22 protein-coding genes, 1 tRNA gene and 1 pseudogene are annotated in these 24,687 nt (G+C 67.7%); 13 read left to right on the forward strand and 11 right to left on the reverse strand.

Annotation, left to right across the window (positions count from 1 at the left end):
• Positions 1 to 891 (reverse strand): annotated as a pseudogene (locus ACWIGM_RS28830) (hypothetical protein); the annotation flags it as partial.
• Between the two features lie 217 nt (positions 892 to 1,108).
• On the opposite strand from ACWIGM_RS28830, the gene ACWIGM_RS28835 reads away from it, so the two are divergent.
• The 3 genes from ACWIGM_RS28835 to ACWIGM_RS28845 all read left to right on the forward strand — a co-directional run bounded on the left by ACWIGM_RS28835 (position 1,109) and on the right by ACWIGM_RS28845 (position 3,978).
• Positions 1,109 to 1,540, forward strand: coding sequence for a hypothetical protein (locus ACWIGM_RS28835; RefSeq protein ID WP_454029422.1), 432 nt, complete (start codon positions 1,109 to 1,111; stop codon positions 1,538 to 1,540).
• 186 nt (positions 1,541 to 1,726) lie between these two features.
• Positions 1,727 to 3,559 carry a hypothetical protein gene (locus ACWIGM_RS28840; protein WP_454029423.1) on the forward strand — a complete coding sequence of 611 codons (1,833 nt, stop codon included), beginning with the start codon at positions 1,727 to 1,729 and terminating at the stop codon, positions 3,557 to 3,559.
• Entirely contained in the window at positions 3,556 to 3,978 is a 423-nt protein-coding gene (locus ACWIGM_RS28845; RefSeq protein ID WP_454029424.1) for a DCC1-like thiol-disulfide oxidoreductase family protein, read from the forward strand. The genes ACWIGM_RS28840 and ACWIGM_RS28845 overlap by 4 nt, the downstream gene beginning before the upstream one ends.
• A gap of 66 nt (positions 3,979 to 4,044) precedes the next feature.
• On the opposite strand, the gene ACWIGM_RS28850 is transcribed toward ACWIGM_RS28845, so the two are convergent.
• Both ACWIGM_RS28850 and ACWIGM_RS28855 read right to left on the reverse strand, forming a co-directional pair.
• Entirely contained in the window at positions 4,045 to 4,674 is a 630-nt protein-coding gene (locus ACWIGM_RS28850) for a Vgb family protein (protein ID WP_454029425.1), read from the reverse strand.
• 38 nt (positions 4,675 to 4,712) lie between these two features.
• Positions 4,713 to 5,933 (reverse strand): helix-turn-helix domain-containing protein, encoded by a 1,221-nt coding sequence (locus ACWIGM_RS28855; RefSeq protein WP_454029426.1) that lies wholly within the window; start codon positions 5,931 to 5,933, stop codon positions 4,713 to 4,715.
• A 241-nt stretch (positions 5,934 to 6,174) separates the two neighbouring features.
• On the opposite strand from ACWIGM_RS28855, the gene ACWIGM_RS28860 reads away from it, so the two are divergent.
• From ACWIGM_RS28860 to ACWIGM_RS28880, 5 genes are all read left to right on the forward strand, one after another.
• Positions 6,175 to 6,966: a DUF899 domain-containing protein gene (locus ACWIGM_RS28860; protein ID WP_454029427.1), complete on the forward strand. Its 792-nt coding sequence runs from the start codon at positions 6,175 to 6,177 to the stop codon at positions 6,964 to 6,966.
• 37 nt (positions 6,967 to 7,003) lie between these two features.
• Positions 7,004 to 7,792 carry a DUF2182 domain-containing protein gene (locus ACWIGM_RS28865; protein ID WP_454029428.1) on the forward strand — a complete coding sequence of 263 codons (789 nt, stop codon included), beginning with the start codon at positions 7,004 to 7,006 and terminating at the stop codon, positions 7,790 to 7,792.
• A 149-nt stretch (positions 7,793 to 7,941) separates the two neighbouring features.
• On the forward strand, positions 7,942 to 9,054 hold the full coding sequence (locus ACWIGM_RS28870) for a branched-chain amino acid ABC transporter substrate-binding protein (RefSeq protein ID WP_454029429.1): 1,113 nt from the start codon (positions 7,942 to 7,944) through the stop codon (positions 9,052 to 9,054).
• A 155-nt stretch (positions 9,055 to 9,209) separates the two neighbouring features.
• Positions 9,210 to 9,404 (forward strand): hypothetical protein, encoded by a 195-nt coding sequence (locus tag ACWIGM_RS28875; RefSeq protein WP_454029430.1) that lies wholly within the window; start codon positions 9,210 to 9,212, stop codon positions 9,402 to 9,404.
• Between the two features lie 95 nt (positions 9,405 to 9,499).
• Positions 9,500 to 9,590 (forward strand) — tRNA-Ser (locus ACWIGM_RS28880).
• Position 9,591: 1 nt separating this feature from the next.
• Here the strand turns inward: ACWIGM_RS28880 and ACWIGM_RS28885 are convergent.
• The 8 genes from ACWIGM_RS28885 to ACWIGM_RS28920 all read right to left on the reverse strand — a co-directional run bounded on the left by ACWIGM_RS28885 (position 9,592) and on the right by ACWIGM_RS28920 (position 19,442).
• Positions 9,592 to 10,383 (reverse strand): transglutaminase-like domain-containing protein, encoded by a 792-nt coding sequence (locus tag ACWIGM_RS28885; RefSeq protein ID WP_454029431.1) that lies wholly within the window; start codon positions 10,381 to 10,383, stop codon positions 9,592 to 9,594.
• On the reverse strand, positions 10,380 to 12,161 hold the full coding sequence (locus ACWIGM_RS28890) for a tetratricopeptide repeat protein (RefSeq protein ID WP_454029432.1): 1,782 nt from the start codon (positions 12,159 to 12,161) through the stop codon (positions 10,380 to 10,382). The genes ACWIGM_RS28885 and ACWIGM_RS28890 overlap by 4 nt, the downstream gene beginning before the upstream one ends.
• Entirely contained in the window at positions 12,158 to 12,724 is a 567-nt protein-coding gene (locus tag ACWIGM_RS28895) for a DUF3540 domain-containing protein (RefSeq protein ID WP_454029433.1), read from the reverse strand. Before ACWIGM_RS28895 ends, ACWIGM_RS28890 begins: the two co-directional genes overlap by 4 nt.
• 95 nt (positions 12,725 to 12,819) lie before the next feature.
• A complete protein-coding gene (locus tag ACWIGM_RS28900) occupies positions 12,820 to 14,313 on the reverse strand; it encodes a DUF3540 domain-containing protein (protein ID WP_454029434.1) in 1,494 nt (497 codons plus the stop codon).
• Between the two features lie 38 nt (positions 14,314 to 14,351).
• Complete coding sequence (locus ACWIGM_RS28905; RefSeq protein ID WP_454029435.1) at positions 14,352 to 14,756, reverse strand: DUF4150 domain-containing protein; 405 nt, start codon at positions 14,754 to 14,756, stop codon at positions 14,352 to 14,354.
• Positions 14,757 to 14,767: 11 nt separating this feature from the next.
• Positions 14,768 to 15,835, reverse strand: a complete 1,068-nt coding sequence (locus ACWIGM_RS28910; RefSeq protein ID WP_454029436.1) for a pentapeptide repeat-containing protein — start codon at positions 15,833 to 15,835, stop codon at positions 14,768 to 14,770.
• Positions 15,825 to 18,767, reverse strand: a complete 2,943-nt coding sequence (locus tag ACWIGM_RS28915) for a DUF2169 family type VI secretion system accessory protein (protein ID WP_454029437.1) — start codon at positions 18,765 to 18,767, stop codon at positions 15,825 to 15,827. The genes ACWIGM_RS28910 and ACWIGM_RS28915 overlap by 11 nt, the downstream gene beginning before the upstream one ends.
• A 63-nt stretch (positions 18,768 to 18,830) precedes the next feature.
• Positions 18,831 to 19,442, reverse strand: coding sequence for an OmpA family protein (locus ACWIGM_RS28920; RefSeq protein ID WP_454029438.1), 612 nt, complete (start codon positions 19,440 to 19,442; stop codon positions 18,831 to 18,833).
• Positions 19,443 to 19,653: 211 nt separating this feature from the next.
• On the opposite strand from ACWIGM_RS28920, the gene ACWIGM_RS28925 reads away from it, so the two are divergent.
• The 5 genes from ACWIGM_RS28925 to ACWIGM_RS28945 all read left to right on the forward strand — a co-directional run bounded on the left by ACWIGM_RS28925 (position 19,654) and on the right by ACWIGM_RS28945 (position 24,592).
• Positions 19,654 to 20,253 carry a c-type cytochrome gene (locus ACWIGM_RS28925; RefSeq protein ID WP_454029439.1) on the forward strand — a complete coding sequence of 200 codons (600 nt, stop codon included), beginning with the start codon at positions 19,654 to 19,656 and terminating at the stop codon, positions 20,251 to 20,253.
• Positions 20,254 to 20,441: 188 nt separating this feature from the next.
• Complete coding sequence (locus ACWIGM_RS28930; RefSeq protein ID WP_454029440.1) at positions 20,442 to 21,338, forward strand: hypothetical protein; 897 nt, start codon at positions 20,442 to 20,444, stop codon at positions 21,336 to 21,338.
• A 40-nt stretch (positions 21,339 to 21,378) separates the two neighbouring features.
• Positions 21,379 to 22,497 (forward strand): cytochrome-c peroxidase, encoded by a 1,119-nt coding sequence (locus ACWIGM_RS28935; protein ID WP_454029441.1) that lies wholly within the window; start codon positions 21,379 to 21,381, stop codon positions 22,495 to 22,497.
• A complete protein-coding gene (locus ACWIGM_RS28940; RefSeq protein ID WP_454029442.1) occupies positions 22,494 to 22,817 on the forward strand; it encodes a cupredoxin domain-containing protein in 324 nt (107 codons plus the stop codon). Before ACWIGM_RS28935 ends, ACWIGM_RS28940 begins: the two co-directional genes overlap by 4 nt.
• Before the next feature lie 113 nt (positions 22,818 to 22,930).
• Positions 22,931 to 24,592 (forward strand): SpoIIE family protein phosphatase, encoded by a 1,662-nt coding sequence (locus ACWIGM_RS28945; protein WP_454029443.1) that lies wholly within the window; start codon positions 22,931 to 22,933, stop codon positions 24,590 to 24,592.
• The last annotated feature ends 95 nt before the right edge of the window (positions 24,593 to 24,687 follow it).

Raw genomic sequence — 24,687 nt, forward strand, 5'->3', positions numbered from 1 at the left:
GCCGCCGCTGCCGCCGCCACTGCCACCGCCGCCGCCGCCGCTACCGCCACTGCCGCCGCCGCCGCCGCCGCCGCTGCCGCCGCCGCTACCGCCGCTACCGCCGCCGCTGCCGCCGCTACCGCCACTGCCGCCGCCGCTGCCGCCGCTGCCGCCGCCGCTACCGCCGCTACCGCCGCCGCTGCCGCCGCTACCGCCGCCGCTTCCGTTGCTTGCCGAACCGCTTCCCGATCCGCCGCTGCCGGAGTTTCCATCTCCACCGCCGGCCGAGCCGTCATTTCCGTTGCGGCCATTGCCGCCGGAATTCGAATCGCTGCTCGGCCCTCCGGAAGACAGCGCTCCCGTCGTCAATGGCGGGCACATCCAGTACGGGCTGCCGCCCTGCTGAATCAGGGTGCAGGCGGCATTGGGAGCGCGCGTGCGCCGGCCATTGGCGGCAACGGCGCTGTAGTATTGGACATTGCCGGCGTTGGCGCCCTGAGGCGCGGGTGCCGGCGTGCCGATCGACGCGGTGGTCCGTGGCGGGCACGTCCACAACAGGTCGCGGTCATATTGCACGATGATGCAATCCCGGCTTGGCGCGCGCGTTCTGCGGCCGTTCGGGGATGTGGCGTTGTAGTATTGCACCCCACCGGCATCTGCCAGGGTCGGTCCTGCTCCCGACGCTACGCTTTGGCGGAACGGGTTGCTGCGCGCGGCCGGATCGCATTCCCACAGCCATTTGTCTCGGATGAGCTTGCGTTCGCAGGCTCCGTGAGGCCTCGGTGTCGGGCTGCCGTCGATCGCGAAACCCTCGTGGTACTCCGGCCATGAGCCTGCCCCTTGGGCATAAGCAAAGGTCGACGTGGTCGCGAGAAGTCCCGCAATAAAGATCTTGCTCTGCAGGTATCGCATGACGTGCCTCCCGCCCGGGAGGTCTGGTGGCCGCCCAGCGCAAAAAGATGTATTTCGGGAAGGCCTGCTTTGACTTCGGAGCTGGGCCAATCCGACAGGTTAAGCAATAGCATGCGGTATTGGCTTGATTTTATTCTATTCGAGTGAAAGCTTTAGGTCGCTCGAACTAATCCGATGGGATTACTGCTTGACGAAGCAGCCGGGAGGGAGGCGAGAGATGATGACGTCCTGGAAATGGGCAATGCCGGCGCTGGCGGTATTGCTGCTTGCCCATCCGGCGCTCGCCCAGATCGGCACGCCCGGCAATGCGCCGCTGACGCCAGGTGGGCCGCGCCAGGGTCTGGGGCCGCCCTCGATCTTCGACAATACGCCCGATATCAGGCTGCATGCGCCGGGGGCTGGTGGCATTCCCGGCGCCGGCCCGCCGGTCGACTACGGCGGCACGCCGCGTTCGGCGCCGCGCTCGTCGAACCCGATCTACATGCCGCGCTACGGGGCGGATGAAGATCCCTCCCTGCGCAGCACGCTCGCGGCCTATTGCCGGACGCCGCGCCGAAACTGTGCTGCGCCCAGCCGGGCTCGGGCCGGTGCGGCCTGCTTCTGCCGCCTGCCGAACGGGGCGCGGCTGCGCGGGCGCGTCGTGCGCTGAGGCGTTTTGCGAGGGAGCAATCGTTTTTGTGCCGGAGCCGATCTGGCTCACACGGCCTGGCCGGTCGTCGCCGCCGGCCGCGGCCAAACTTTCGCCGCGTCGCTCGGCTTGGCTGTCGTCAGCAATGCACAGATGAGAGGTATTGTTAAAATTTACTAGCAAAAACAATATCTTAAAGGAATAGTATTGCTGTTCAAGCTTTGGGCCGTCGTGCAGCCGCGCCTCGTCCTGCCTTCATTCGGTCGGTTCATTTTCCTGCGGGGCGGTGCTTACAACGCCGCCATCGCGCGCATGCTGCTGGCCGTATCGCTCTGGTATTCTCTCCATCACGCCGGCACCGCGGACAATTGGGACTACTATCTCAAATCGCTCGCGGCCTGGGGCTGGGTGCCGAAGGGGCTCGTCAAGATTCTCAGCCATGTCCTCGGCGGCCCTCCGTCGCAGGATTTCGTGATCGGGCTGCAGAAGGCCGGCTACGTCGCGATCGCGATGATGTTCGTCGGGCTGTTCTCGCGGCTGTCGACGATCGCGGCGGCACTGATCACGACGCTCTATGCCTCCCTCATGGTGTCGTTCGGGCCGTTCTGGTCGCACGCCCTCAACGTCCAGCTTCTGGCCGCCTTGATCTTCATGTTCGGGCGCAGCGGTGACCGGCTGTCCGTCGACGATCTCCTGCGCCGCCTGGCCGGGATGGCGGACCCGGTGCCCAAGCACGATGGCCGCTATTGGTGGCCGGTGCTGTTTGCCGAGCTGGCGACGCACATGTTCATGTGGGGCGCCTTCTTCCAGAAGATGCGCAACGGCAACGGCATCTGGTGGGCGCTCTCCGACAATCTCAGGAACTCGCTGGCGATCTCCTGGGGGCATGGCCGCTTCGATCCACCCGCGGCCGCCGAATGGTTCATGAGCAACCCCTGGATCTACAAGACCGGCGGCCTGCTGCAGCTCGCCGCGCAGGGCACGACGATCTTCGCGATCCTGCTCGTCCGCCGGCCCGTCGCCCGCGCGATCCTCGGCGGGCTCTTCTTCTTCATGGAGATCATGGGGCTGACGCATCTGTTCAGCTTCTGGCATCCGTTCTGGGTGCCGCTCTGCCTCCTGTCGATCGACTGGGAGTGGCTCTGGGGCGTCATCCGCAGGAAAATGCCGGCGCTGCCGGCCGATCGATCCCTGCCGCCGCTCGTCCGCACGCTCTGGATTCCCCGCCTCGCGCCGCAAGCCATCCGGCTGAGCCGCGCCTATCGGGCCGTCGTCTATGCGTTCGCAGCGGTGTTCTTCGGCTACTACACCGCCAATATCGTGTTCAGCCTCGGCGAAAAGCACCTGAACTTCCCGTTCTCCTCGATGGCCTTCTACAGCGAGAACCGGGACATCCCGCCCTATGACGTTCCCGGCTACTTCCCGCTTTATCGCGGCTGGGTCGAGCTCACCGAAACCGGGTCGACCCGGCCTCTCGCATTCGCCTGGCATCACAGCGACATCCTCGACGCCATCATGCGGGCCGAGCCGGGCGAGGCGCAGATGCGGGCGGTTCATGCCTCGATCCGGACCCGGTATGGCGAGCGTGACGTCGGCCTCCAGAGCGGCACGAGACTGCTCCAGGGACTGGGCGAGATCAGGACCTACCGGCAGATCGTCGCCGTTCCTCCGGTCCCGCGCCCGGCTCTGCCCCTGGTCGACCTCCATTCCGGGTTGCTGTCGGTCGAAGATGCCAAGGGCTTCCGGACCATCGGATCGGCGCTGAACTGGGACGAGGCGAGCCAGCGCTATGTCGTCAGCCTGCGGCCCCACGGCTTCCTGAACCCGTCCTTCCGCATCCTGGCGCGGAAGAATGTGCGCGAGGAGCCGAAGGAGGTGCCGGCCCAGCCATTGCCCGGGGAGTGGATCGACTCCAAGTTCTATCTGAGCAACACGCACGAGCCGACGGTCTTCGTCTACACGCTGATCGAAGTGACCGACCCCGTACTTGGGATCGTGGAGACCTATGCCGGCCCCGAGAATTTTCAGACGCATCGATGAGCGAGCCCGACAACTACCTGCTCTATGACGGCGATTGCCCGTTCTGCTCGAACTATGTCGCCTATACGCGGCTGCGGGAGGCGGCCGGGCCGATCGCCATGCGCGACGCCCGCGAGCATCCCGACCTGGTCAGGATGCATGCGCAGGCGGGGCGCGACATCAATCAGGGCATGATCCTGCATCTGGACGGCGCCACCTATTTCGGTGGCGATGTCCTCAACCGGCTCGCCCTGATGAGTACCCGGAGCGACGCCTTCAACGCGCTCACGGCGGCGCTGTTCAGGAGCCCGCGCCTGGCCAGGCTGCTGTATCCCGCCTTGCGCGCCGGGCGGAACCTGACCTTGCGATTGCTGGGAAAGAAGCCGATCGAGCTCTCTCCAGAAGCGAAGGCCGGATCGGATCGCTCCGGCCCGGCCTGATCGGTTCCGGCTTTCGCAAGCCGGTGGGCTGGCGCTCGGTCGGCGCGTCCCGGAGTTCCGCTGTCTTCACCCGCGCCGGGCGACTGCCCTGACCACGCCGTTCTTGCCGCCACCACCGCAATAGAAGCGGTCGCCGCCCGCCTCCATGCCGGCGACGAAGGTGCCTTCCGGCATGCGCATGGCGTCGAGCACCTCGCCGCTCTCAGGGTCGACCCGGCGGATCTCGCTCTCGTCGTTCTCCCAGGTCGCGTGCCAGAGCTCGCCATCGCTCCAGGTCACGCCGGTGACGAAGCGGTTCGACTGCAGGGTGCGCAGCACCTTGCCGCTCTCGGGATCGATCTGGTGGATCTGGCGCTCGCGGTAATGGCCGACCCAGAGCGTGCCTTCCGCCCAGGCGAGGCCGGAATCGCCGCCGCCGGCCGGTGCGGGAATGGTCGAGAGCACTTTTCCGCTGTCCGGATCGATCTTCTGGATGCGGTCCTCGGCGATCTGGTAGAGGTGCTTGCCGTCGAAGGCGGTGCCGGCATGGGCGGGGATGTCGAGGCTGCGGGTCGTCTCGCCGCTCTCGGGATCGAGCGCATTGAGCCTGTCGCCCGAGGCGAACCAGACGTTCCTGCCGTCATAGCTGACGCCGTGCACGGCCTCGATGCCGGGGAAGGGGCCGTATTCGCGGATGATCGTGGCTGTCCTGGTCATGAGATGATCTCCTCTGTTCGGTTGGACCGCCACAGGGTCTAGCCATCCGGCAACGGGGCCGGGAGTAACAAGGCTGTCGGGAAACCCGGCACTGGCGGCGTCAGCCAGCGCCGCGCTCGCGCCTTGCCGAAGGACTGGATCTTGCCGGCTGCGGCCAGCGCCTCGAGCGCGCGCTGCATGTTGCGCTGGCTGGTGCCGAGCGCCAGCGCCAGCGCCGAGCTCGACCAGGCCTCGCCATCGGCGAGCAGCGCCAGCACGTCGGCATGAGCCTCCTCCAGCGGCTGCGCCAGGACCGCGACTTCGCGAGCGCGATGCGGCTTCAGGGCGAAGCCGCGTTTCGTCGCGTTGACCTCGGCGATCCCATGCAGTTCGGCGCGCAAACGCCCGATCTCGACCCGCAGACGGGCGCGATGCGACTCGTCGGCTTCCTTCGCCCCGCAGGCGCGCGCCAGCAGCACCTCACGTGAGACATCCCCGGGCCAGGTTTCGGCGAGCGTGCGGGCGAGTGCGAACAGGACCGGGCGAGTCGCCAGCGGGACGGCAATGCCCGCCTCGCGCACCACATTGCGGCAGGCGTCGACGACGAAGCTGCCCGACGCGAGCAGCGCCGCGACCTCGCCCAGCATCAGCGGGCGTTCTTGGCCCCGGACAATCAACCGCGCCGCCGGGGCCTCCAATACGCGCGCCGCCGCTTCGACCTCGGCGGCGAGCGCCGGGATGCGAGCCCGCTGGGCCGCCTCCGCCGCCCGCGCGAATGCCGCGCGGGCCGGTTCCGCCTGCAGCCGGCGCAAGGCGATGCCGCCTGTCGCGAGCGCGCGCGCCGCCTCCAGTGCCGGCGGCAGAGGGGTCTCGTCGAAACCGGCCAGCATGCGCTCGGCCTCGCCGAGCCGGCCGATCAGCAGCAATCGGCGCACCTCGATGGTGCGGGCATGGGCGGCGTTGAGGCGGTCGCCATGGGCTTCGAGCACCGCACGCGCCGCATCGAGCGCCTTGGCGGGCCAGGAGAGATCGCGCGAGACCAGGGCGATCTCGGCCTCGGCGAGGGCGCAGCGCGCCCGCGCCACCGGTTCCTTGGCGCCGAAGCTCTGGCCGGCGCGCTTGAGCAGAAGCTTCGCCCTGGCGAGATCGCCGAGCTGCGCCATGGCGATGCCGCGCAGCGCCAGCGCCGGCGCATCCTCGCGCAGCGCGACGCGATTGAGCGCCCCGAACGGATCGCCCGCCGCCAGGGCCCGTCCGGCCGCCGTGATCAGCGAATCCATGCCTTAGATCACGATGATTTTGGATCGAAACGATCCAAAATCATAAACGTGATCGATTCCAAAAGTTTAGAGCGGGATCCCCGCGAAAAACCGGTTCCCACTTTTTCGCATCCCGCTCTAGCCCGAAATCCCGCCAAACTTGTCACTCCCGCTCCAAACCGCCCGAGGCCTACCCCTGTTCCCGGCGCCGCATCGCGAAACGGCAGGCGGCGAATGTCAACCGACGACAGGAGCAAGCATGATGACGGCTCACACCATCGGAACCCGCGAAGACTGGCTAAAAGCGAGACTCGACCTGCTCGCGGCCGAAAAGGCACTGACCAAGCAGGGCGATGCCGTGGCGCTGCAGCGCCAGGCCCTGCCCTGGGTCAGGGTCGACAAGGACTATCGCTTCGTCACCGAGGCGGGCGAGGTCAGGCTCGGCGATCTCTTCGCCGGGCGTTCGCAGCTCCTGATCTATCACTTCATGTTCGGCCCGGATTTTTCCGCCGGCTGCCCGTCCTGCTCGCTGATCGCCGACGGCTTCAACGGCATCTATGTCCATCTCGCGAACCATGACGTGACGCTGACCGCGGTGTCGCTAGCCTCGCTCGACAAACTCGTCGCCTTCAAGCGGCGCATGGGCTGGAGCTTCCCCTGGGCCTCCTCGGCGACAGGCGATTTCAACTTCGATTTCAGCGCCTCGTACACCGAGGAGCAGGAGCGGCAGGGCGCGGTCGACTACAATTTCCAGCGCGAGCCGCAGATCGACTGGGCCAGCAACGGTGTCGTCTCCGGGCTCGCCGTGCAGAGCGGCACGACGCCTTCAGGCTATATGCGCGAGCGGCCGGGAATGAGCGCCTTCATCCGCGAGGATGGCGCGATCTACCACACCTATTCCAGCTATGCCCGCGGCATGGACGCGATCTGGAGCATGTATCCTTGGCTCGACCGTGCGCCGAAGGGGCGCAACGAGCCCACCGGGCCCTGGTGGCGCCTGCGCGACGCCTATCCCGCATCGGCAGCCGCGACGGCGCAATCATGCTGTGCCTGAGCCCCCGGGCACACAGACTGATCGCGGGGCGCCGGACATGATGTCCGGCGTCTTCGCCGCCGATGCGGGCCGCGTCTTCCTCGCGGTCTGCATCCTCCTGTTCATCGCCAGCACGGCTGCGACCGTCGCGATCTGCCTCGCCATGGCCGAGATGGGCGAGGTGCCGATGGCCGGCGGCTGGTCGATGTCGACCGCCTGGACGCCGCTCTGCGGCGGTTCGTGGCCGGCCGCTGCCGGAGCGTTCACCGGGATGTGGGCCGCGATGACGACGGCAATGATGCTGCCCTCGCTTGCGCCTGTGCTCTGGCGGCTTCGCGATAGCGCTGCCGAAGCCGGTGAGGCCCGCCCGGGCCTGTTCGCCGCGATCGCCGGCCTTGGCTATCTCCTGGTCTGGTCCGTGCTCGGCCTGGCGGTTTTTGCCGGTGGTGCTCTCCTGCTGGAGGCTGCGCTGGGCTGGCCGCAACTGGCCCGCATCGTGCCCATCGCCGCCGGGCCCCTTGTGAGTGCGGCCGGCTTCTTCCAGGCTTCGCGCTGGAAGCTGGGGCTGCTCGGCCATTGCTCCGTTTCGGCTGCGCAGGGCATCGGCGCGGCGGCCGCAATGGGGCAGGGGCTGCGGCTCGGCCTCGCCTGCTGCGCCTCCTGCAGCGGGCTGACAGTGCTGCTGCTCGTCGGCGGCGTGATGGATCTGCGTGGCATGGCCGTCGTCGCGGCGGCGATCACGGCAGAGCGACTCGCGCCGGCCGGCGGGCGCGTCGCCTGCGCCGCCGGCGGCCTGATGCTCGGAGCGGGTGCGGTCCAGTTCGCGCAGGCGCTCTGGCAGCTCTGAGCGGCGTCGCCATGTCTGCCATGCATTTTTGCATCTGCTCAGAAACGCGCCACGCAGTGCCGCGCCGCCTCGCACTGGCCTATACAGGTCGCAGGCGATCCATGGGTCGGGTCGCACGCAAAGATTGCACGGCTAGAGAGGAAACGCACATGACGATCAAAGCCCGATTCCTGATGGGAGCGGCCTTCGCCACGGCAGTGCTCGCAGGAGCGCCGGCGCGCGCCGACATCACCATCGGCCTGCTCGCGCCGCTGACCGGCCCGGTCGCGGCCTATGGCGACCAGGTCAAGAACGGCGCCCAGGCCGCCGTCGACGCGATCAACAAGAAGGGCGGCATCGGGGGCGAGAAGGTCATCCTGAAGCTCGCCGACGATGCCGGCGACCCGAAGCAGGGCGTCTCGGCCGCCAACCTCCTGGTCGGCGACAAGGTCCGCTTCGTCGTCGGCCCGGTGACCTCGGGTGTCGCCATGGCGGCCTCCGACGTCTTCGCCGAGAGCGGCGTGCTGATGGTGACGCCGACCGCGACCTCGCCGGCTCTGACCAGCCGCGGCCTTTCCAACGTCTTCCGCACCTGCGGCCGCGACGACCAGCAGGCTGAAGTCGCTGCCGCCTATGTCCTGAAGAACCTGAAGGGCAAGAAGGTCGCGGTCGTCCACGACAAGGGCACCTATGGCAAAGGCCTCGCCGATTCCTTCAAGAAGGGCATCAATGCCGGCGGCATCACCGAGGTCGCCTATCTCACTGTGAACCCGGGCGACAAGGATCTGGCGGCGGTGATCACCCGGCTGAAGTCGGGCGGCGCCGAGGTGATCTATTTCGGCGGCTACCATCCCGAGGGCGGCCTGCTCGCCCGCCAGCTGCACGATGCCGGCGTCAAGGCGACGATCATCGGCGGCGAGGGGCTCTCCAACACCGAGCTCTGGGCGATCGGCGGCGACACCGCGGCCGGCACGCTCTTCACCAACGCCACCGACGCGCTGAAGAACCCGGCTTCGGCCGAGGCCGTGGCCGTGCTGAAGGAGAAGGGCATTCCGCCGGAAGCCTTCACGCTCAACGCCTATGCCGCCGTCGAGGTGCTGAAGGCCGGCATCGAGAAGGTCGGCAAGGACGCCAAGGCCGATGCGGTCGCCAAGGCGCTGAAGGCCGGTCTCGAGGTCAAGACCGCGATCGGTACGCTGACCTATGGCAAGACCGGCGATCTGAGCTCGCCGAGCTTCTCCATGTACAAGTGGGAAGCCGGCAAGATCGTCGCCGCCGATTGACGAACACGGTCCAGGACGGAGGGAAGGGGCCTGCGGCGTGCTGCGGGCCCTTTTTCGTTGCGGATCGCGATAGGCTTTCCGTTCTCCTGAACGCGCCGTTCGGGAACCGTTCAGGCGCGGGGCCGTTTTCTCCGGCGATCGAACGGGACTTGTCCATGCCAATCGCCGAACCCGCCACGCAGTCGCTCGCCAAGCCATCCCTGATCGCGATTCGGCGGGAAGCGGACGGCTACGGCATCCGCTTCGGCCTGAACGAGGCGGAGGATGCGGCAATGCCGGGCCCGGTCTTCGCCACGCTCGACGAGGCGATGGCCTGGATCGAGCGTATCGACCGCGCCGGCGGCCACTGAAGCGGCCTGATCGGGGCGATTTGCCCCATGCCTGTCGATCGCGCGTCCGGACGGCTTGTCAAAGCGGGTCGCGATCGGGCATAGAGCCTTCCAACGGAGACGTGGCCGAGAGGCTGAAGGCACTCGTTTGCTAAATGAGCATACCCCACAAGGGTATCGAGGGTTCGAATCCCTCCGTCTCCGCCATTCAATCTAGCTCAACGACATGTCGCCTGGCATGGGCCGAGACGGTCAGCCTGGCCGCACAGGCGCCCTTGAAGCTGCCTCGGATGGTCGCGATGTCTGGAAGGCGGCTGGCGAATGCCGTCGGGACCAGGCAATGTCCCGTTCCAGACTGAGCGAGCGGGTCAAGCATGCGCCAGCGCGCGCCCTCCCAGATCGCGAGCCAGGCATGGCGGCGAACCGGGCGCGCATCGTCGTGCAGCCCGGCCAGGCGATAGCCGCCGACGAAGCGGGCCGGCAGGCCCCGAGCGCGGATGATCTCGACTGCCAGCCGCGCGATCGCTTCGCAGGAGCCTGTGCGTCGCTGCGCGATCTCCCGCAGAGTCTGTGGCTGGTCGCGTGGGTCATCGCTGTAGCGCCAGCTGTCGCGGAGACGGACGAGGACCTGCGGCCAGGGCGTGGAACCTGTCACATCCGCCAGTCCTTCCAGCGCGAGATCCGCTGCAGTCGGAGTAAGAGCAGGCAAGGCCGCCTCAGGATCGACGCGATGATCGAAGCTGGCATTGAGGCGCAGGCGGGAGACCGGTCCGGCGAGCTTCAGCCTGTCGACGGCGACGCCGTTCGCATCGATTTCCGGCGGCTCGAAGCGGGCGTCCGGCTCGCTGGCGAGGCGGATGGGCGGGAGACCGGCCCCGGCGGCGAGCAAGGGCCGCACCCGAAGCTCGATATCGAGATGATGCGCCGGCCGATCGAAGGCGTAGGCGAGATCGAGTGTCAGCTGCACCTGCTCGGCTGGCGGGCGAGCTCCCGATGTCATGCTTCCGCTTCGGCGGCGAGACGCAGGCGCAGGAGCTGCTCGAGGTCCGCGCGGGAGGCGGCCGAATCGGACTTTGGTTTCGCCTGGTAGGGCGTCAGCGACGGATAGAATCGCGCCCGTCCCGCTTCTTCCTGCCAGATCCAGTGCGGCGCGCGCGGCAGCAGCGCGATGCCCGGCCGGCCGAGCGCGCCGGCAAGATGCAGGGCAAGGCAATCCGGCGCCAGCACCAGGTCGAGTGCGGCGATGGCGGCGGCAAGGTCTTCAGGGCCGGCGATCCGATGGCCGGCATCGATGACATCGGGCGCACGAGCGAGCTCGTCCCGCACCGCGCCCATCGCCAGACTCACCACTGTGCCGAACGGCCTGGCGACGGCCAGGACGTCCTCCAGCCCCATTCCGGGGAGGTGGGTCGACCAGACGACACCGATGCGCGGGCCGGGCAATGCGGCGACCGCATCCCGCCAGAGCCGGGCGCGGCCGAGCTCGACTGTGATGTAGGGCGCTGCCATGGCGAGCATGGCCGCATCGGCGCGCAGATGCGCCATCGCTTCGGCGAGAACGAGCGGCTGCGAGACGCCCGTGCCTTCCTCATGCGGGAGGACGGGCGCGAGCGGTGCCAGGAACGGATGCAGGGCGGCCGGCGCCAGCAGCGGCAGGTCCCGGCCGGCTCGCGCTGTCAGCGCCGGCAGCAGGCGCAGAGCGAAGACGACCTCGCCAAGCGGCATGTCGGGCGGGATTATCACCGCGTCGATCCCCGGGCTCGGCTCCGGAAGGTCGCCATAGGCTTCGTCGAAACGTCCGAGCGCGAACAGGCAAGCATGCCGGAGCGGGCGGGCCTCGGGAAGCTGCATCGCCGCCACCCGCTCGCTCGCCAGCAGTGCCTCCGGGAAACGCCCTGCGCCGGCCAGAGCCCGCGCCAGAGTGAGCAAGGCGGGGCCGCTCTGTGCCCCCTCGCGCGCCGCCGCGGCCAGCGCGGCAAAGGCCTGCCGGACCGTCGCATCATCCGTCGCGGTCAGCGCCTGCAGTTCCAGCGCCGGCAGGAAGCCCGGTGCGAGGGCGAGCGCACGCCGGATCAGATCACCCGAACGGCCGGGATCGCGGGCGGCAAGGAGCCGCGCCAGGGTGACGATATGGACCGGATCAGACGGCGCGCAGAGATAGGCCCGCTCGGCGCAGTCGATTGCGATGGCCTCGTCGCCCAGCGAGGCATGGGCTTCGGCGAGATTGTGCCAGGCCTCGATGCAGGCCTCGTCGAGGGCGACGGCCTCGTCGAAGCAGGCGATGGCGAGCGGCCGGTCCGAGGCGGCGAGTGCGCAAAGCCCGCGCAGCAGCCAGGCGCGCGGCCGCTCGGGATCGCATTCCAGCGCCTGCTGGGCCTCGGCGGCTGCCTGCGAGGGGTGCCGCCGCGCCAGGAGGAGCTCGGCCCGGCGTTCCCTGATGCCGGCATGGCGGGGGGCGAGGCGGACCGCCTCGTCGAGGCAGGTCTCGGCGTCGTCGAGGCGACCGCATTCGGTGTGCAGGGCCGCGAGATTGGCGAGGATCTCGGGCTCGCCCGGCAATAATCTCGCGGCGGCACCGATCAGTCTTTCCGCTGCCGCCGTGTCGCGCCGCAGCAAGGCGACGCCGCCGAGCCCGTTCAGAACCCAGGGATCGTCGGCCCCGGTTGCAAGCGCTTCGCGCAGGATCGCCTCGGCCTCGGCGGCCTTGCCTTCGGAGAGGCGCTTCAGCCCGGCCCGTACTCTGGTCGCATGGCTGGTGGCTGCTGCCAGCGCGCTCATCCGATCGTCACGCGCTTGGCGTCGAGGCGGATATCGTCGCGCGCCAGATGCGTCTCGACAGTGGCGCTGACCGTGGTGAGCTCGGTCTGCGAGAGATGCGTGCCGATGCGCTCGCTGTCGATGCCGGCGATCGCGGTGTTGCGCTCCTGCGACGTCACCTCGATGCGCTGCGCCACGGTCGACTGCCGCCCGACCACGGTGGTCAGGGCTTCGCCCACGACGGACGCCAGTCGCGAGATCTGAGTCAGCACGTCCGTGACCAGATGAAAGCGCCGGCTGGTCACGGCCACTTCCGGCGCTTCAAGCCCGAGCCGGGCCGTGGCGTTGAGCGCGATGCTCGGCGCCGCGATGGCAAGGCTCGCGGCTCGGTCCGGTAGGGTAAGCGTCGCGTCGCCGAGCCCGGCGCGGGTCAGGACCGCGAGGATGAAGACACGCCGGCCAGAGGTGACGATGAGCACTTCGTCCTCGGGCTGCGGCTGGATCAGGCAGGAGACGGCACGTGAGGCCTCGCGCGTTCCCGTCTCGTCGTGCACCAGGCAGCGTTCGCCGGTGATAGCGAGCACGCGCGCAGAGTTCAGCCGATCCGCCTCGCGGAAAGGCGCGGAGTTCGCGCCTGCTGACGCTTCGGCCGTCGTGAAGAGGCTGTGCAAAGATTGACTCATGATCTGAAAAGGAAACCAACTTCAACTTTGGTGTCGGCTTTGTTGACGTGAACTGTCTTTGCTCCCACCGAGACCGCTTTGAGATAGGCGGTCATGTCGGCATTCTTCACTTCCAGGCCGAATTTCTTGCCATCGACGCCGACCCATTTGAAATCCATGCCATTGACATATTTGAAGTCCGAACCGAGCACTGCCTTCGTGTCGAAGCCGATGACGCCCTTGAAGGCGACGCCGATGATGATGTTCATGTCGATGGCGAGATTGATCTTGAGATCGATCGCAGCGTTGAGACGAAACTCCACGCCGAGCGCGAGCGTCAGCGTCGCCGCCAGCGTCATGTTGATGCGCGCGGCGAGGTTGGTCGAGATCTGGTCGCCGAGGAAATAGCTGGTCGACACGCCGAAGAACTTCTTCTCCTCGTAACCGTGGAATTCCGTGTACTTCTCGCCGTAGAACCACTCCTTGGCGGTGCCGTAGGTCTTCTTCTCGGAGGTCGAGTAGAGCCATTCCGAGAGCGGCCCCTTGGCCTCGTTCTTCACATAGCCATAGGCGAGCAGGGAGATGTTGGCCGGCGCGTCGGGCGTGCCGGCGGTGATCGAGACGCCGGAGAGCGCGTTCACGGCGAAGACGCCGGCCGGTGCGGTGAATTTGATGTCGCCGTCCGAGACGTTGGTGGTCTGGCCCTTGACGATGTCGACCAGCATGCCGCCGCCGACGGAGAGGTTGACGTCGGAATCGGTCTTGCCGAGGAAGCCGTCGCCGGAGGAGGTCGTCGTCTTGGCCTTGGTCGAGATGGTCAGCAGCTCCATCTGGCCGGCCTTGTTCTTCACGAACTTGTCGCCACGCTTCAGATAGCCCTGCTTGACGCTGCCATCGGCATTGGTCGCGTCGCCCGCTTTGGCCTCGTTGGCGGTCTCGGCCATGGTGACGAAGGGGTTCTTGCCGCTGAGCAGCGCGGTCAGCGACAGGTCCGGGCTCGGTTCGGTCTTGGTCGTGTTCGAGGCGGTGCTCTTGGACAGCGAGAGATCGGGCATCATCGAGCCCTCCTCGCCCTCGACATAGGCGCCGAGGCGCAGATAGGTGCCGCTGCCGAATTCGTCGGGCTTCAGCGGCACGTCGATGCGGGTATAGGGCCGGCCGGCCGCGGCCTCGCCTTCGGTGACCGAGGCATCCTCGTAATGCGGCACCGGCGGCAACGGCTTCGTCTCGCCGTCGATCGCGCCTTCCAGGCCGTTCGGACGAATACGCCGTTCCGGCTGTAGGCTCCGGCCCAGCACGGCGAGGATGTGCCAGCCTTCGCCGCCAGCCCAGGCCAGGACCTCGTCGCCGATCTCCGGCGCAAGCGGGCAGGAGAGGGCAACGCTGGCCGAAGCCTCGCCAGTCTCGCTGCGGAGAAGCAGCTGGTCGCCGGTGCGGGCGACCACCGTCGCCGGGCGCAACGCCGGCATGAGGCCGGAGGTCGGGGTCGAGGTGGTTGCGGCGGGCATCATCGGTGCTCTCCCGTGCGATCAGAAATGCGGCCGTTGTCTCAGGACAGGCAGATCGTGGTGACCTGGCTGGGGGCGAGCGTGACGCCGACGATGTTCGGGCTCATGCCGTTCTGCATGGTCGGGTTGAGCATCTTCGTGGCCGGCGGGCCGCCGAGGAACATCGTCACCGAGCCCATTGCGTGCTTCACCGGCCCCATGACGAAGCCCGAGGCGACGCCGAGCAGGACGCCGGGCTGGTCGCCGAGGCTCATCGGCTTGGCGGTCAGGAGGTTGTGGGCCGGCATGCAGGTCAGGAAGGTGGTGAGCTGCGTCGGGATCGCCGTCGGTGCGAGCGCGAGGTTCGGGTAGGGCACCGGGATCGGCACGACGGCCGGCGTCAGGCAGACGTCGGGAAAGGCGAAGTCGACGGCCGGGATCGGCCCGGAGGAGTTGACGAAGACCATCGCGTGCCTCCTCAGGCCAGGGCCGCGACGCGCGCCGGATCGTAGAGATCGGCCACGGCACGCTGTGGATCGGTCGGAAGGGTCGAGCCCGTCGCATGCTGGAACAGCGTGCCTTCGGCCGAGACGGCATGAAGACTGGTGCGATGGAAGCGCGCCGCGATGAAGGACGCGCCGTCGAGCCGGGCATAGGGAAACTGCGCATGGTCGAGCAAGGCGCGCTCGAAGCGGGCCGCGGCGCAGTCGGCGCGTTCGAACAGGGCGTTGCTCAGCCGCGCATCGGAGAGGTCGGCGCCGGCGAGCTTCGCCTCGCTGAAATTTGCGCTGGCGAGATCGGCTCCGACCAGTTTCGCCGCGGTGAGGTCGGCGCCGACCATCAGCGCCATCGGCAGCTTCGCCCCGGAGAAATCCGCACCCGAGAGATCGGCTTCGAGGAACAGGCTCTGCGAGAGATCGACGCCTTGAAGATTGCAGCCGGCAAGGCGCGCCTTCATCAGATTGATCCGCGACAGCCTGACCTTGCGCAGGTCACGCTGCGACAGATCCGCCTCCATGGCGAACATCGTATCGATGTCGGTGCCATCGAGGATGGCGGTTCGCAGATCGCCCTTGACCAGCGTCAGGCCGCGGATCGTCGCATCCGACAGATCGACGCTCGAAAGGGGGCATTCGATCAGCGCGACCGTCGTCAGTTCGGCCCCGGCGAAACAGGCTCGGGAGAGATCAACCCGCGCGAAGCTCGTGCCGACCAGTTTCGCGCCGGTGAAATCGGCCTCGGTCGCGTCGGCTTCGGCGAACTGGCAATCGCGCAGCGCCGCACGGGCGAAGGATGAGGCGGTCAGGCCGGAGCGGGGCCATTGCACCGTGTCGAAGTCCGCGCCGCTGAAATCCGCCCGCTCGAAACGGCACTGGACGAGCTGGCATCGCTTCAGCCGCGCCTCGCGAAATCGGGCACCGGAGAAGTCGCAGCCGATCAGGATCGCGCCATCCAGAACTACGCCACTGAAATCCGCCCCGGCGAAGGAAGCGCCCTCGATCGGCAGGCCGAGCTCGACGCGCTCAAGCAAATCCTCACGGCGCATCGGCGGGCATCCCGAACAGGGTCTTGTCGAGCAGGGCCTGCGTCAGGTCGGCGCCGACGAGCGAGGCATCCGAGAGATCGCAACCATAGAGATTGGCCCGCAGCAGCCGCGCACCGTCGAGATGGGCGCGGCGCGCCTGGGCGTTGAACAGATTGGCGCCGAAGAGGTCCGCCCGCAGCAGGATCGCCTTGCCGAGCGAGGCCTGCTTCAGCGAGGCGAGGGCGAGGTCGGCCTCGCTGAGATCGGCCTCGCCGAAATCGACCCGGTTGAAGCTCGCCCGCGCGAAGCTGGCGCGGATCAGCCGGGCGCCCCGGAAGGAGCCGTTCATGCCGACGGCACCGTCGAAGCGCGCACCGGTGAGATCGCAGCCGGCATGGAAGCCGCTTTGCTGCAGATGCGCCCCGGAGAAATCGGCGCCCGGCGCCTCCAGCTTCACCGCAGAGAGTTTGAAGGCCTTGAGCCTGCGGGCGTCGAGCCCCACCGCTTTGACCTCGACCAGCGCGCAGCTCTCCATGACCGCATCGGCCAGGACGACCCGCGCCATGTCCGAACGCAGGATCGTGACCCGGTCGAGCCGGGCGCCGGCGAAGGAGACGTCCGATAGATCGGTCTCGATGAAGTTGGCCTGCTCCAGCTGCGCGCCGGCGAAGTCGCATTGCGCGACCTGGCTCTTCAGCCATTGTGCCCGGCGTAAGTCGGCTCCGGTAAAGCGGGCGCCGCGGGCGTCAGCCGTTCCGAAATTGGCCTCCAGCAGATTGGCCTGCGAGAAATCGGCCCCGCGCAGATCGGCGCCGGCGAAGACCGCACCGGTGCAATTGGCGCCGAGGAAGCGCGCGCCGCTGAGATCGCATTGCTCGAAGAAGGCGCCGCTCAGGTCGAGGCCGCTGAAATCCTGGCCGGACAGGTCGGCGCCGGCCATGTCGCGGCCGGCGAGGCCCTTGGCCTTCTCAGCCGCGATTGCCTGGCCGAAGCGGAGCGCCGCTTCCGGCGGCAATGGCGTGATCGGGTGGATCGGCTGCGGGGCGACGCGGCGCATCGTCGCCATGGCTTCACCGAGCTGCGGCTCGAGCTGGTCGAGCTGCGCGCTGGCTCGCGTGAGCTGCGCCTTCGGGTCGGCTGGTTCCGTGGAGGCCGGCAGGATGTCGCCCGCCAGCAGCGTGCCGAGGAGGTCGTCGAGCGATTGCCCCGGTGGTGCCAGATCGGGGAAGGCGCGTCTCAGCTTGTCGTCGGCCGCTTCTGTTTCGGCAGGCAACTGGATCGCCGATCGCTTCCCCTTGTCGGCAGCCATCGCCTCCAGGTCGAGATCGTCGCGCTGGGCCGCCTGCGCTCCGGCGAGGCCGTCGCGCGCGGGGGCAAGAAGCGCTGTGCCAAGCCCGCTGTGGAAGCGCTGTAGCGCCTCGCGCAGTGAAGCTTCCGGATCGACCGTGCTGGGCGGCAGCTTGAAGTCCGGCGGCAGCGCTGTCGCGGCGAGGCTGGGCTGCTCCGGCAGGTCGAGCTCGGCGAGCAGGGCGTCGAGTTCGCCGAGCTCTCCGGTCTGGCGGAAGCGTTCGCCGCGGTTCGCCATGGCATGGGCTTTTGCCTCCAGCTCGCGGCCGTGTTCGTCCATCTGCGCCTGCAGTTGCTGCGTGCCTTCGAACAGCGCGGCGAAATCGATCTCGCCGCTGGCGATCTCCTCCGGCGAGGGCATCCAGGCCGGTGGCGGCTCGGCCGGCGGCAGGTTCGGCATGAAAGCGGCGGGCAGGCCGGCCTTGTCGAGCGCGTCACGCAGGACGAGTCGCTGAGCCTTCTCGGTCCGCTCGCGCTGGCGTTCGTGATGGGCCATGCGGGCAAGCCGGCGCCGCTCCAGCGCGGCGGGATCGGGGAGGGGCGAGAGGGCGCCGTCGGCGAGCGCGTATTTCAGCTTCTCGGCCGGATCGCTGCGCAACCGGAAGGCTTCGGCGTAGTGCTCGACTGGACGCGGCTCGTCGGCGAGGCGCTCATAGGCGAGCATGACATGGGTCACGTCGTCGCCGTCGATATCGGCGACGGGGCAGGCGCCGCGATAGACCAGCACGCCCTTATGGGCGCTGGGGAAGAGCCAGGCGGTGTCGAGCACGTTGGGCAGTTCGAAGAGGCCGTCGCTGCGCGCGATGAAGATGCGCACGCGCAGGCCCGGCAAAGCGCCCTCGATCACCGGATGCTCAGCCGAAAAGCCCGCGAGCCGGTAAGGCTCCTGCCCGGAGAAATAGCCTTCGATGCGCTGATCCGGCGTCGCGACGCAGAACAGGCGCGGATCGGCATCGGCGGCGAGCCCCGGAAAACCGTGCTTCAGCCAGTGATCGTCATAGGTGCCGGCCAGCACCCGGCGGGACGGATGCGCCGGATCGATCGGGCCGAGGCGTATTGGCTCGGGGGCGTCCTCGGCCGTGCGGATCAAACGGTCGGCGCGCTCGATATTGGGCAGCAGGACGATCTCGCCGGCATCGACGCGGCGGGCCGCTTCCATCCCCCGCCCGAGTGGATTGACCGGATGGCTGGGGCCGCCGAAGCAGCGCTCCGGAACGAGCGGCATCTCGGCGAAGGGCTTGGGCGGCTCGAAGACGGGCCCGCCCGCGGTCTGGCGCCAGACGCGATCGCCGAACACGGCGAGGCGCTTGCGGACTGCGCCGAGTGCAATGTCGAGCGAAAGCGCCGGAACCGGTTCTCCCCCCGCAGCGCGGGCAAAGCCGGCGACGAGGACCTCGCCGCAGGGCTTGGGCATCGCCGCGTCGAAGATCGTGCCCGCCGGCATCTGCTCCATCGCCATCGGCCAGAGCGCAGTGTCGGGCTCGAAATCGCTGGGCTCGAGCAGCGAGAACAGCCCCAGCGCCGAGACGACCAGCGTCGCCGAGCTGCCGCGGCGCTCGACCTTGGTCAGGATGCCGAGCTTTCGTGGTTTGATGATCGTCGGCATGAAGCTGTCTTGGTGGCTCGCAGGTGACGCTAGGGCGGGTAGACGACAGGCTGACGACGTTGCTCAGGGTTCGCGTGTGATCAGGATCTCGACGCGCCGGTTGCGGGCGCGCCCCTCGATGCTGGCATTGTCGGCGATCGCCTCGGCCGAGCCGCGCCCGTCGACCGCAAGACGCCCGCCTTCGCGGAGCGCCGGCCGGACCAGCGCTGCGACGGCCTCGGCCCGTGCGACCGAGAGCGCCTGATTGTCGCGGAAGGGGCCGCCGGCCGTGACGGCCTGGTCGTCGGTATGCCCGACGATGCGCACCAGCCCCTTTTCGCCGTCGATCACGCCGGCGATACGGCGCGCGACCGGCACGAAGCCGGGCAGGGCGGTCGCTTGTCCCGAGGCGAAGGTGATGAGGTTGCCGACCCGGATCGCGATCCAGCTGCCGAACGGGTCGACGGTGATCGAGCCGGCCTTGATCTCCTCCGCCAGCGCCGCCCGGATCCGGTCGAGCTGGCTGGGGCGTGGGGCCGGCGCTGGAGCTGGCTGCGCCGCGACCGGCTGTGCGGGCTTGGGCGCCGGTAGCAGGAATGGAATCAACAAGGCGAGCAGCGCGAGCACCGCGATGATCGCGGCGCTGTAGAGGCCGATCTGGACGAATTTCGATCTGACCTGCGTGCTCGTCGCCATCGTTCCCCCTCATGTCGACGCGACAGAACACGATGCGGGTGACGACAGGACGATGACGGAATCGCTATTAGGGAGACGCTGCGGAACCAGCGCCGAAGTTACAGGGAATATTGTATAGTCAAGTAATTAGCCGGCATATTGAAACAATACTGTCAGATTTCCAATCTAGATGTGCCGGCGTGACTTCCTGGCCGCTGACGAGAGACCGTCCGTGACGAAGGTCCTGGGCGATGAGACACCTGCGCGCTTGAACGGAGAGGCCGAGGCTTCTCCGGCCGCAAAGCTGTTTCTGAACGGGACTGCGGCACCCGCTTCTTCTTTCCTGCCAGCCATTCTCGTTCTCGCCGGCATGGTCTGCCTGTTCGCGGCAGGTTCGCTCCTGTTGCGGCAAGCGCTTCGGCCCGAGGAGTTTCGGATCGCCCAGCCTGCCAGCCATGCCGAACGCGAGGCTGGCTTTGCGCTCTACCGTGCCAATTGCGCGAGCTGTCACGGTGCCTTTCTCGGTGGCGCGGCCGGATGGCGCAGCGACCCGCAATCGGCACCGGCGCTGAACGAGAGCGGCCATGCATCCAATCACAGCGATGCGGACCTGTTCTTCCGCGTCGCGGCCGGGGCGCGCACGGCCGATGGCCGCATCGCCATGCCGGCCTTCCGCAGCACCCTTTCGGATCAGGAGATCGTCTCGGTGCTGGCTTACGTCATGTCCTGGTGGCCGGACGAAGAACTCAGGCGCCGTGCCGGCGCCGACTGGACCTTCCAGGCCGTCTGCACGCCGGCCGAAGCCCAGGTTTCCGCGAAGGCCGGGCTTTGACGCGATCCTTTCCTCCAGCGGCAGGCGCCTGGTTCCGGCGGCGAACGGTTCGGCCTGCGCCTGTCTTGTTTGCGCTGGCGGCCCTCTGCGCCTCGGCGGGGACCGCACAGGCGCATGTCAAATGGTTCGCGCCCTACAATGTCGCCGTTCCGCCGGCCGCGCTCTGGGAGGTGTTCTCGATCCCTTTCATGATTGCCCTTTTGCTGTCGATCCTCCTGATCGCGACCGTCTTCGTCGCAGATCGCGCGATGAGCGCCGGCGGCGTCGAAGATGCCGTCGATGCCCTGTTCGAGCCGCTCAAGGCGATCGCGCCCGGGATCATGCGCGTCGGCCTCGGCGCCTTCCTGCTCTGTCTCTGGCTGCTCGGCGGCATCCTGCTCACGCCCGAGCTGAAGACCGACAGCCAGGCCGTCTCCTGGTTCCAGCTTTTCCTGGCCCTCTGCACGATCTGGTGGCGCACGACCTTCATCGCCGGCTTCGGGATCGTCGTGCTCTATGGCCTTGCGGTCGCGCAATATGGCGGCTTCCATTTGATGGACTATCCGCTCTTTCTCGGCATCGCCGCCTATCTGATCATCCATTCGCTTCAGCTGGCCCGGCTCAAGCCCTACGCCCTCTCGATTCTCTACGCCGCCATGGCGCAGACGCTGCTCTGGGCCTCGGTGGAGAAATGGGCCTATGCGTCCTGGACGCTGCCGCTGCTCGCCCAGCACGAGCGCATCACGCTCGGCATCAACCATCACATCTATGTCATGCTGGCGGGTTTCGTAGAGTTCGTCGCCGCCTTCCTGCTCCTGTTCGGCATGCTCAGCCAGCGCCTGGTCGCCGCAATGCTCCTCGGCATCTTCCTCGCCGCCATCATCGACTTCGGCAAGGTCGATGCGGTCGGCCATCTGATGATCATCGCCGCGCTCGGCGTCGCCGTGATCGAGGGTAACACGACGATCAACCACGCCGTGCAGAGCGGCATCCGTTCCTACCGGATCGGCGGGCTGGAGCAGGCCGCGACCTATATCGGTGCCTTCCTGCTCTTCTTCCTGATGTATTACGGCGCACACGGTCTGGCCTATGGCAGCCTGGCATAGCGAGACATCGACGGTGCAACCGGCCGCCGCGGTGGGGGGAATGCCTCCGCGCCTGCGCGGCTGGCGACTGCTGGCCGGTGTCGCGATGGTACTGCTCGCCGGCTGCTCGACCATCGAGCCGCTGATCGAGAGCCCGGCGAGCCTCGATGGCGACAGCGCGTCTCTGACGGCGGAGCAGGCCGAGCAGAAGGCCAGGGCCGCCGCGCGTCCGCTCGACAATGCCGGCCTGCGCGGCAAATATCGCCGGCCAGTCGAATTGCCCGATGGTGCGCGCGCCTCGGCACCGGTGGTCGCGCTCGGCCAAAAACTCTTCAACAGCACCGAATTATCGGGCAATCGCCGCATCGCCTGCGTCAGCTGCCATCTGCCGAACGCCGCCTGGGCCGACCGCAAGGCGAAGCCGATCGCCGATAATGGCCGGCCGATGTCACGGCGTTCGCAGACGCTCTACGACATGGCCTGGGCCAGCGCCTTCCTCTGGGACGGCCGGCAGGATTCGCTCGCCGGCATGGTCAGCGGGCCGATCGCCTCGCCCGACATCATGGGCCTCTCGCTCGATGCGATGGTGCAGCGGCTCGCCTTCTCAGCCGATTTCTCGGCCGATTTCCAGCGCGTCTACCCCAATGTCGGCCCGACACCCGAGACGGTCTCCGATGCGCTGGCAGGCTATATGAACACGCTGCGCTCGCCGCCGACCCGCTTCGACCGCTGGGTCAAGGGCGACGAGCGGGCGCTGACTCCGGCGGAACTGCGCGGCTTCAAGCTCTTCAATGGCAAGGCGAATTGCGTCGCCTGCCATTCGAGCTGGCGTTTCACCGATGAGGGCTTCCGCGACATCGGCCTGAAGGACACCGGTGATCGCGGCCGCGGCCGGATCAAGCCGCAGATCGAAAGCCTCGCCTTCGCCTTCAAGACGCCGACCCTGCGCGGCGTCGCCGAGCGCGCCCCCTACATGCACGACGGCTCGATCGGCACGCTCGAGGCCGTGATCGAGCACTATGACCGCGGCGGCGTGCGTCGGCCCAGCCTGTCGCCCGACATGTTCCCGCTCGGGCTGAGTGCGCAGGAGAAGAGCGACCTCGTCGCCTTCATGCGCTCGCTCTCGGGTCCCACGACATCAGCTCAAACCAATGGCGAGCCGGAGGCCGATATCCAATGAAGCGCTTCCTCGTAATCTCTGCTGCGCTGGCTTGCGCCGGCGCTGTGGTTTCGTCGGTTCAGGCGGCCGAGCTGCGGGTCACCCAGAAAGGCCAGCAGTTCACTCCGCGCACGCTGACGATCAAGGCCGGCGACGAGATCGTCTTCGTCAACGACGACACCGGCACGCACAATGTCTTCTCCGAGAGCCCGGCGAACAGCTTCGACCTCAAGGCGCAGCGTCCGGGCGCCAGCACCAGGGTCGCCTTTCCGAAAGCCGGCAAGGTCGAGGTCCGCTGCGCCATCCATCCTGCGATGCGGATGACGATCGAGGTCGAGTGACCGAGGCCGCCGGCGCGTTCCGCCCGCGGCTGGCGCGCAACTGTCACATGCCCATGCTCCGATATGCCGTCTCGCTGCGTCCCGGCGAGCGGCACGAGGCCCGAGCGTTGAAAATGACCGTCAAACGCAAGCTTTACGGGCTCGCCGCACTCGGCATCCTGATCGCGGCGATCGTCGCCGCCGCAGCGGTCTATGGCGTCGCGGCCATGTCGAGCGCCAGCCATTCGATCTTCAACAACGCCCTGCTGGTCAACAAGAACGTCTCGACGCTGGTCGTATTGTTCGAGCAGAGCCGGACCTTCGTGCGCGGCATCAACGCGAACACCAGCAAGGACGACGTCTCCAGGGCCGATGCGGCCTTCAACGTCATCGACCAGAAGCTCGCCGACACCAGCATCGACGTGTTTCGCTCGATCACCAATGAGGGCGTCCGCGACGCGGTCACCTCCTTCATCGCCGCGCTCGACCAGTCGCGCCGGGTGGCGACCGAGATCTTCGAGTCCTGGAAGGCCGGCGACGCGGAGAAGGCGGCGCGACTCTACGAGGATGACGGCCGCAACGAGGCGGCGATGCGCGACGCGCTCTCGACGCTGACCGCCTTCCTCGACCGGCTTGCCGATCAGGAGCTGAACGCGCTCGAAGAGACGCAGCGCACGACCACGCTCGTCGCCATCGCGGTTGCGGCGGCAGTGCCGTTCCTGATCGTCATCGCCTTCCTGGTGGCGCGCCAGATCGCGACGCCGATCGCGGCGCTGACCTTTGCGGCGCGCGATGTCGAGCGCCGCAAGTTCGAGCCGCGCTCGATCGAGGCCGTCGCCGGCCAGCGCAACGAACTCGGCTCGCTGGCGCGCGTCTTCCAGAAGATGGCGGTCGACGTGCAGCGGCGCGAGGAGGAGCTCGAAGGGCTCGTCCACGAGCGCACGCGCGATCTCGAAACCAAGAACGAACTGCTCGAGAAGCAGCACAAGCGGATGGAGACCGAGCTCGACATCGCCCGCTCGCTGCAGGGTGCGATGCTGCCGCAGCGCATGCCGAAGCATCCGAGCTATTCCGGCCGGGCGATCATGCGGCCGGCGCGCGAATTGGGCGGCGACTTCTACGACTTCTTCGTGATCGGCGAGGACGAGATCGGCCTCGTGATCGCCGATGTCTCGGGCAAGGGCGTCCCGGCGGCCTTCTTCATGGCGATCTCGCGCACGGTGCTTCAGTCCAGCGCGCGCGAGGGCCGCTCGGCCGGCGATTGCCTGGCCGAGACCAACTCGATCCTGTGCGAGCAGAACCCGCTCGATATGTTCGTCACGGTCTTCTACGGCATCCTCAATTTGCGCACCGGCGAGCTGAGCTACGCCAATGGCGGACACAATCCGCCGATCGTCGTGCGCGAGAGCGGCGAGGTCGCCGAATTGCCCGTCACCGGCGGCATCGCCATGGGCATCATGCCCGGCTTCACCTACGAGCAGGGCAGCCTCACGCTGGACAAGGGCGACACGCTCTTCCTCTATACCGACGGCATCTCCGAGGCGATGGACACCGAAGGCCGCGAGTTCACAGTCGACCGCCTGGTCGCCTCGCTGAGCGAGAGCCATCGCCACTCGCTCGATATCGTCGTCTCCAACGTCACCGACGCCGTCAGCCGTTTCGTCGGCGATGCCCCGCAGCACGACGACATCACCTATCTGGTCGTCCGCTACAAAGGCCCACCCGAGTCGGTCGAGCTCGAAACGATCAAGCGGGTCGAAGATGCCGGCGCCGCATGGGCAATGAAAGCCGTCTAATATTGAGCTGGCTTCGTCTTCGCTACGTCTAGGCAAGTCGTAGCGGCCTGCTGATCGGTTTCGGGCGCCATAGTCGCACGGTCATATCAAAGTCA

The sequence above is a fragment of the Allobosea sp. NPDC055332 genome (assembly GCF_053645455.1).

Coding starts and splice junctions, on each gene's coding strand:
- ACWIGM_RS28935 (WP_454029441.1), top strand. CDS start 21,379: ATGCCTCCGCGCCTGCGCGGCTGGCGACTGCTGGCCGGTGTCGCGATG.
- ACWIGM_RS28855 (WP_454029426.1), bottom strand. CDS start 5,933: ATGGATTCGCTGATCACGGCGGCCGGACGGGCCCTGGCGGCGGGCGAT.
- ACWIGM_RS28930 (WP_454029440.1), top strand. CDS start 20,442: ATGATTGCCCTTTTGCTGTCGATCCTCCTGATCGCGACCGTCTTCGTC.
- ACWIGM_RS28860 (WP_454029427.1), top strand. CDS start 6,175: ATGACGGCTCACACCATCGGAACCCGCGAAGACTGGCTAAAAGCGAGA.
- ACWIGM_RS28945 (WP_454029443.1), top strand. CDS start 22,931: ATGACCGTCAAACGCAAGCTTTACGGGCTCGCCGCACTCGGCATCCTG.
- ACWIGM_RS28875 (WP_454029430.1), top strand. CDS start 9,210: ATGCCAATCGCCGAACCCGCCACGCAGTCGCTCGCCAAGCCATCCCTG.
- ACWIGM_RS28885 (WP_454029431.1), bottom strand. CDS start 10,383: ATGACATCGGGAGCTCGCCCGCCAGCCGAGCAGGTGCAGCTGACACTC.
- ACWIGM_RS28835 (WP_454029422.1), top strand. CDS start 1,109: ATGATGACGTCCTGGAAATGGGCAATGCCGGCGCTGGCGGTATTGCTG.
- ACWIGM_RS28905 (WP_454029435.1), bottom strand. CDS start 14,756: ATGGTCTTCGTCAACTCCTCCGGGCCGATCCCGGCCGTCGACTTCGCC.
- ACWIGM_RS28865 (WP_454029428.1), top strand. CDS start 7,004: ATGATGTCCGGCGTCTTCGCCGCCGATGCGGGCCGCGTCTTCCTCGCG.
- ACWIGM_RS28940 (WP_454029442.1), top strand. CDS start 22,494: ATGAAGCGCTTCCTCGTAATCTCTGCTGCGCTGGCTTGCGCCGGCGCT.
- ACWIGM_RS28910 (WP_454029436.1), bottom strand. CDS start 15,835: ATGCGCCGTGAGGATTTGCTTGAGCGCGTCGAGCTCGGCCTGCCGATC.
- ACWIGM_RS28870 (WP_454029429.1), top strand. CDS start 7,942: ATGACGATCAAAGCCCGATTCCTGATGGGAGCGGCCTTCGCCACGGCA.
- ACWIGM_RS28915 (WP_454029437.1), bottom strand. CDS start 18,767: ATGCCGACGATCATCAAACCACGAAAGCTCGGCATCCTGACCAAGGTC.
- ACWIGM_RS28920 (WP_454029438.1), bottom strand. CDS start 19,442: ATGGCGACGAGCACGCAGGTCAGATCGAAATTCGTCCAGATCGGCCTC.
- ACWIGM_RS28845 (WP_454029424.1), top strand. CDS start 3,556: ATGAGCGAGCCCGACAACTACCTGCTCTATGACGGCGATTGCCCGTTC.
- ACWIGM_RS28850 (WP_454029425.1), bottom strand. CDS start 4,674: ATGACCAGGACAGCCACGATCATCCGCGAATACGGCCCCTTCCCCGGC.
- ACWIGM_RS28890 (WP_454029432.1), bottom strand. CDS start 12,161: ATGAGCGCGCTGGCAGCAGCCACCAGCCATGCGACCAGAGTACGGGCC.
- ACWIGM_RS28900 (WP_454029434.1), bottom strand. CDS start 14,313: ATGATGCCCGCCGCAACCACCTCGACCCCGACCTCCGGCCTCATGCCG.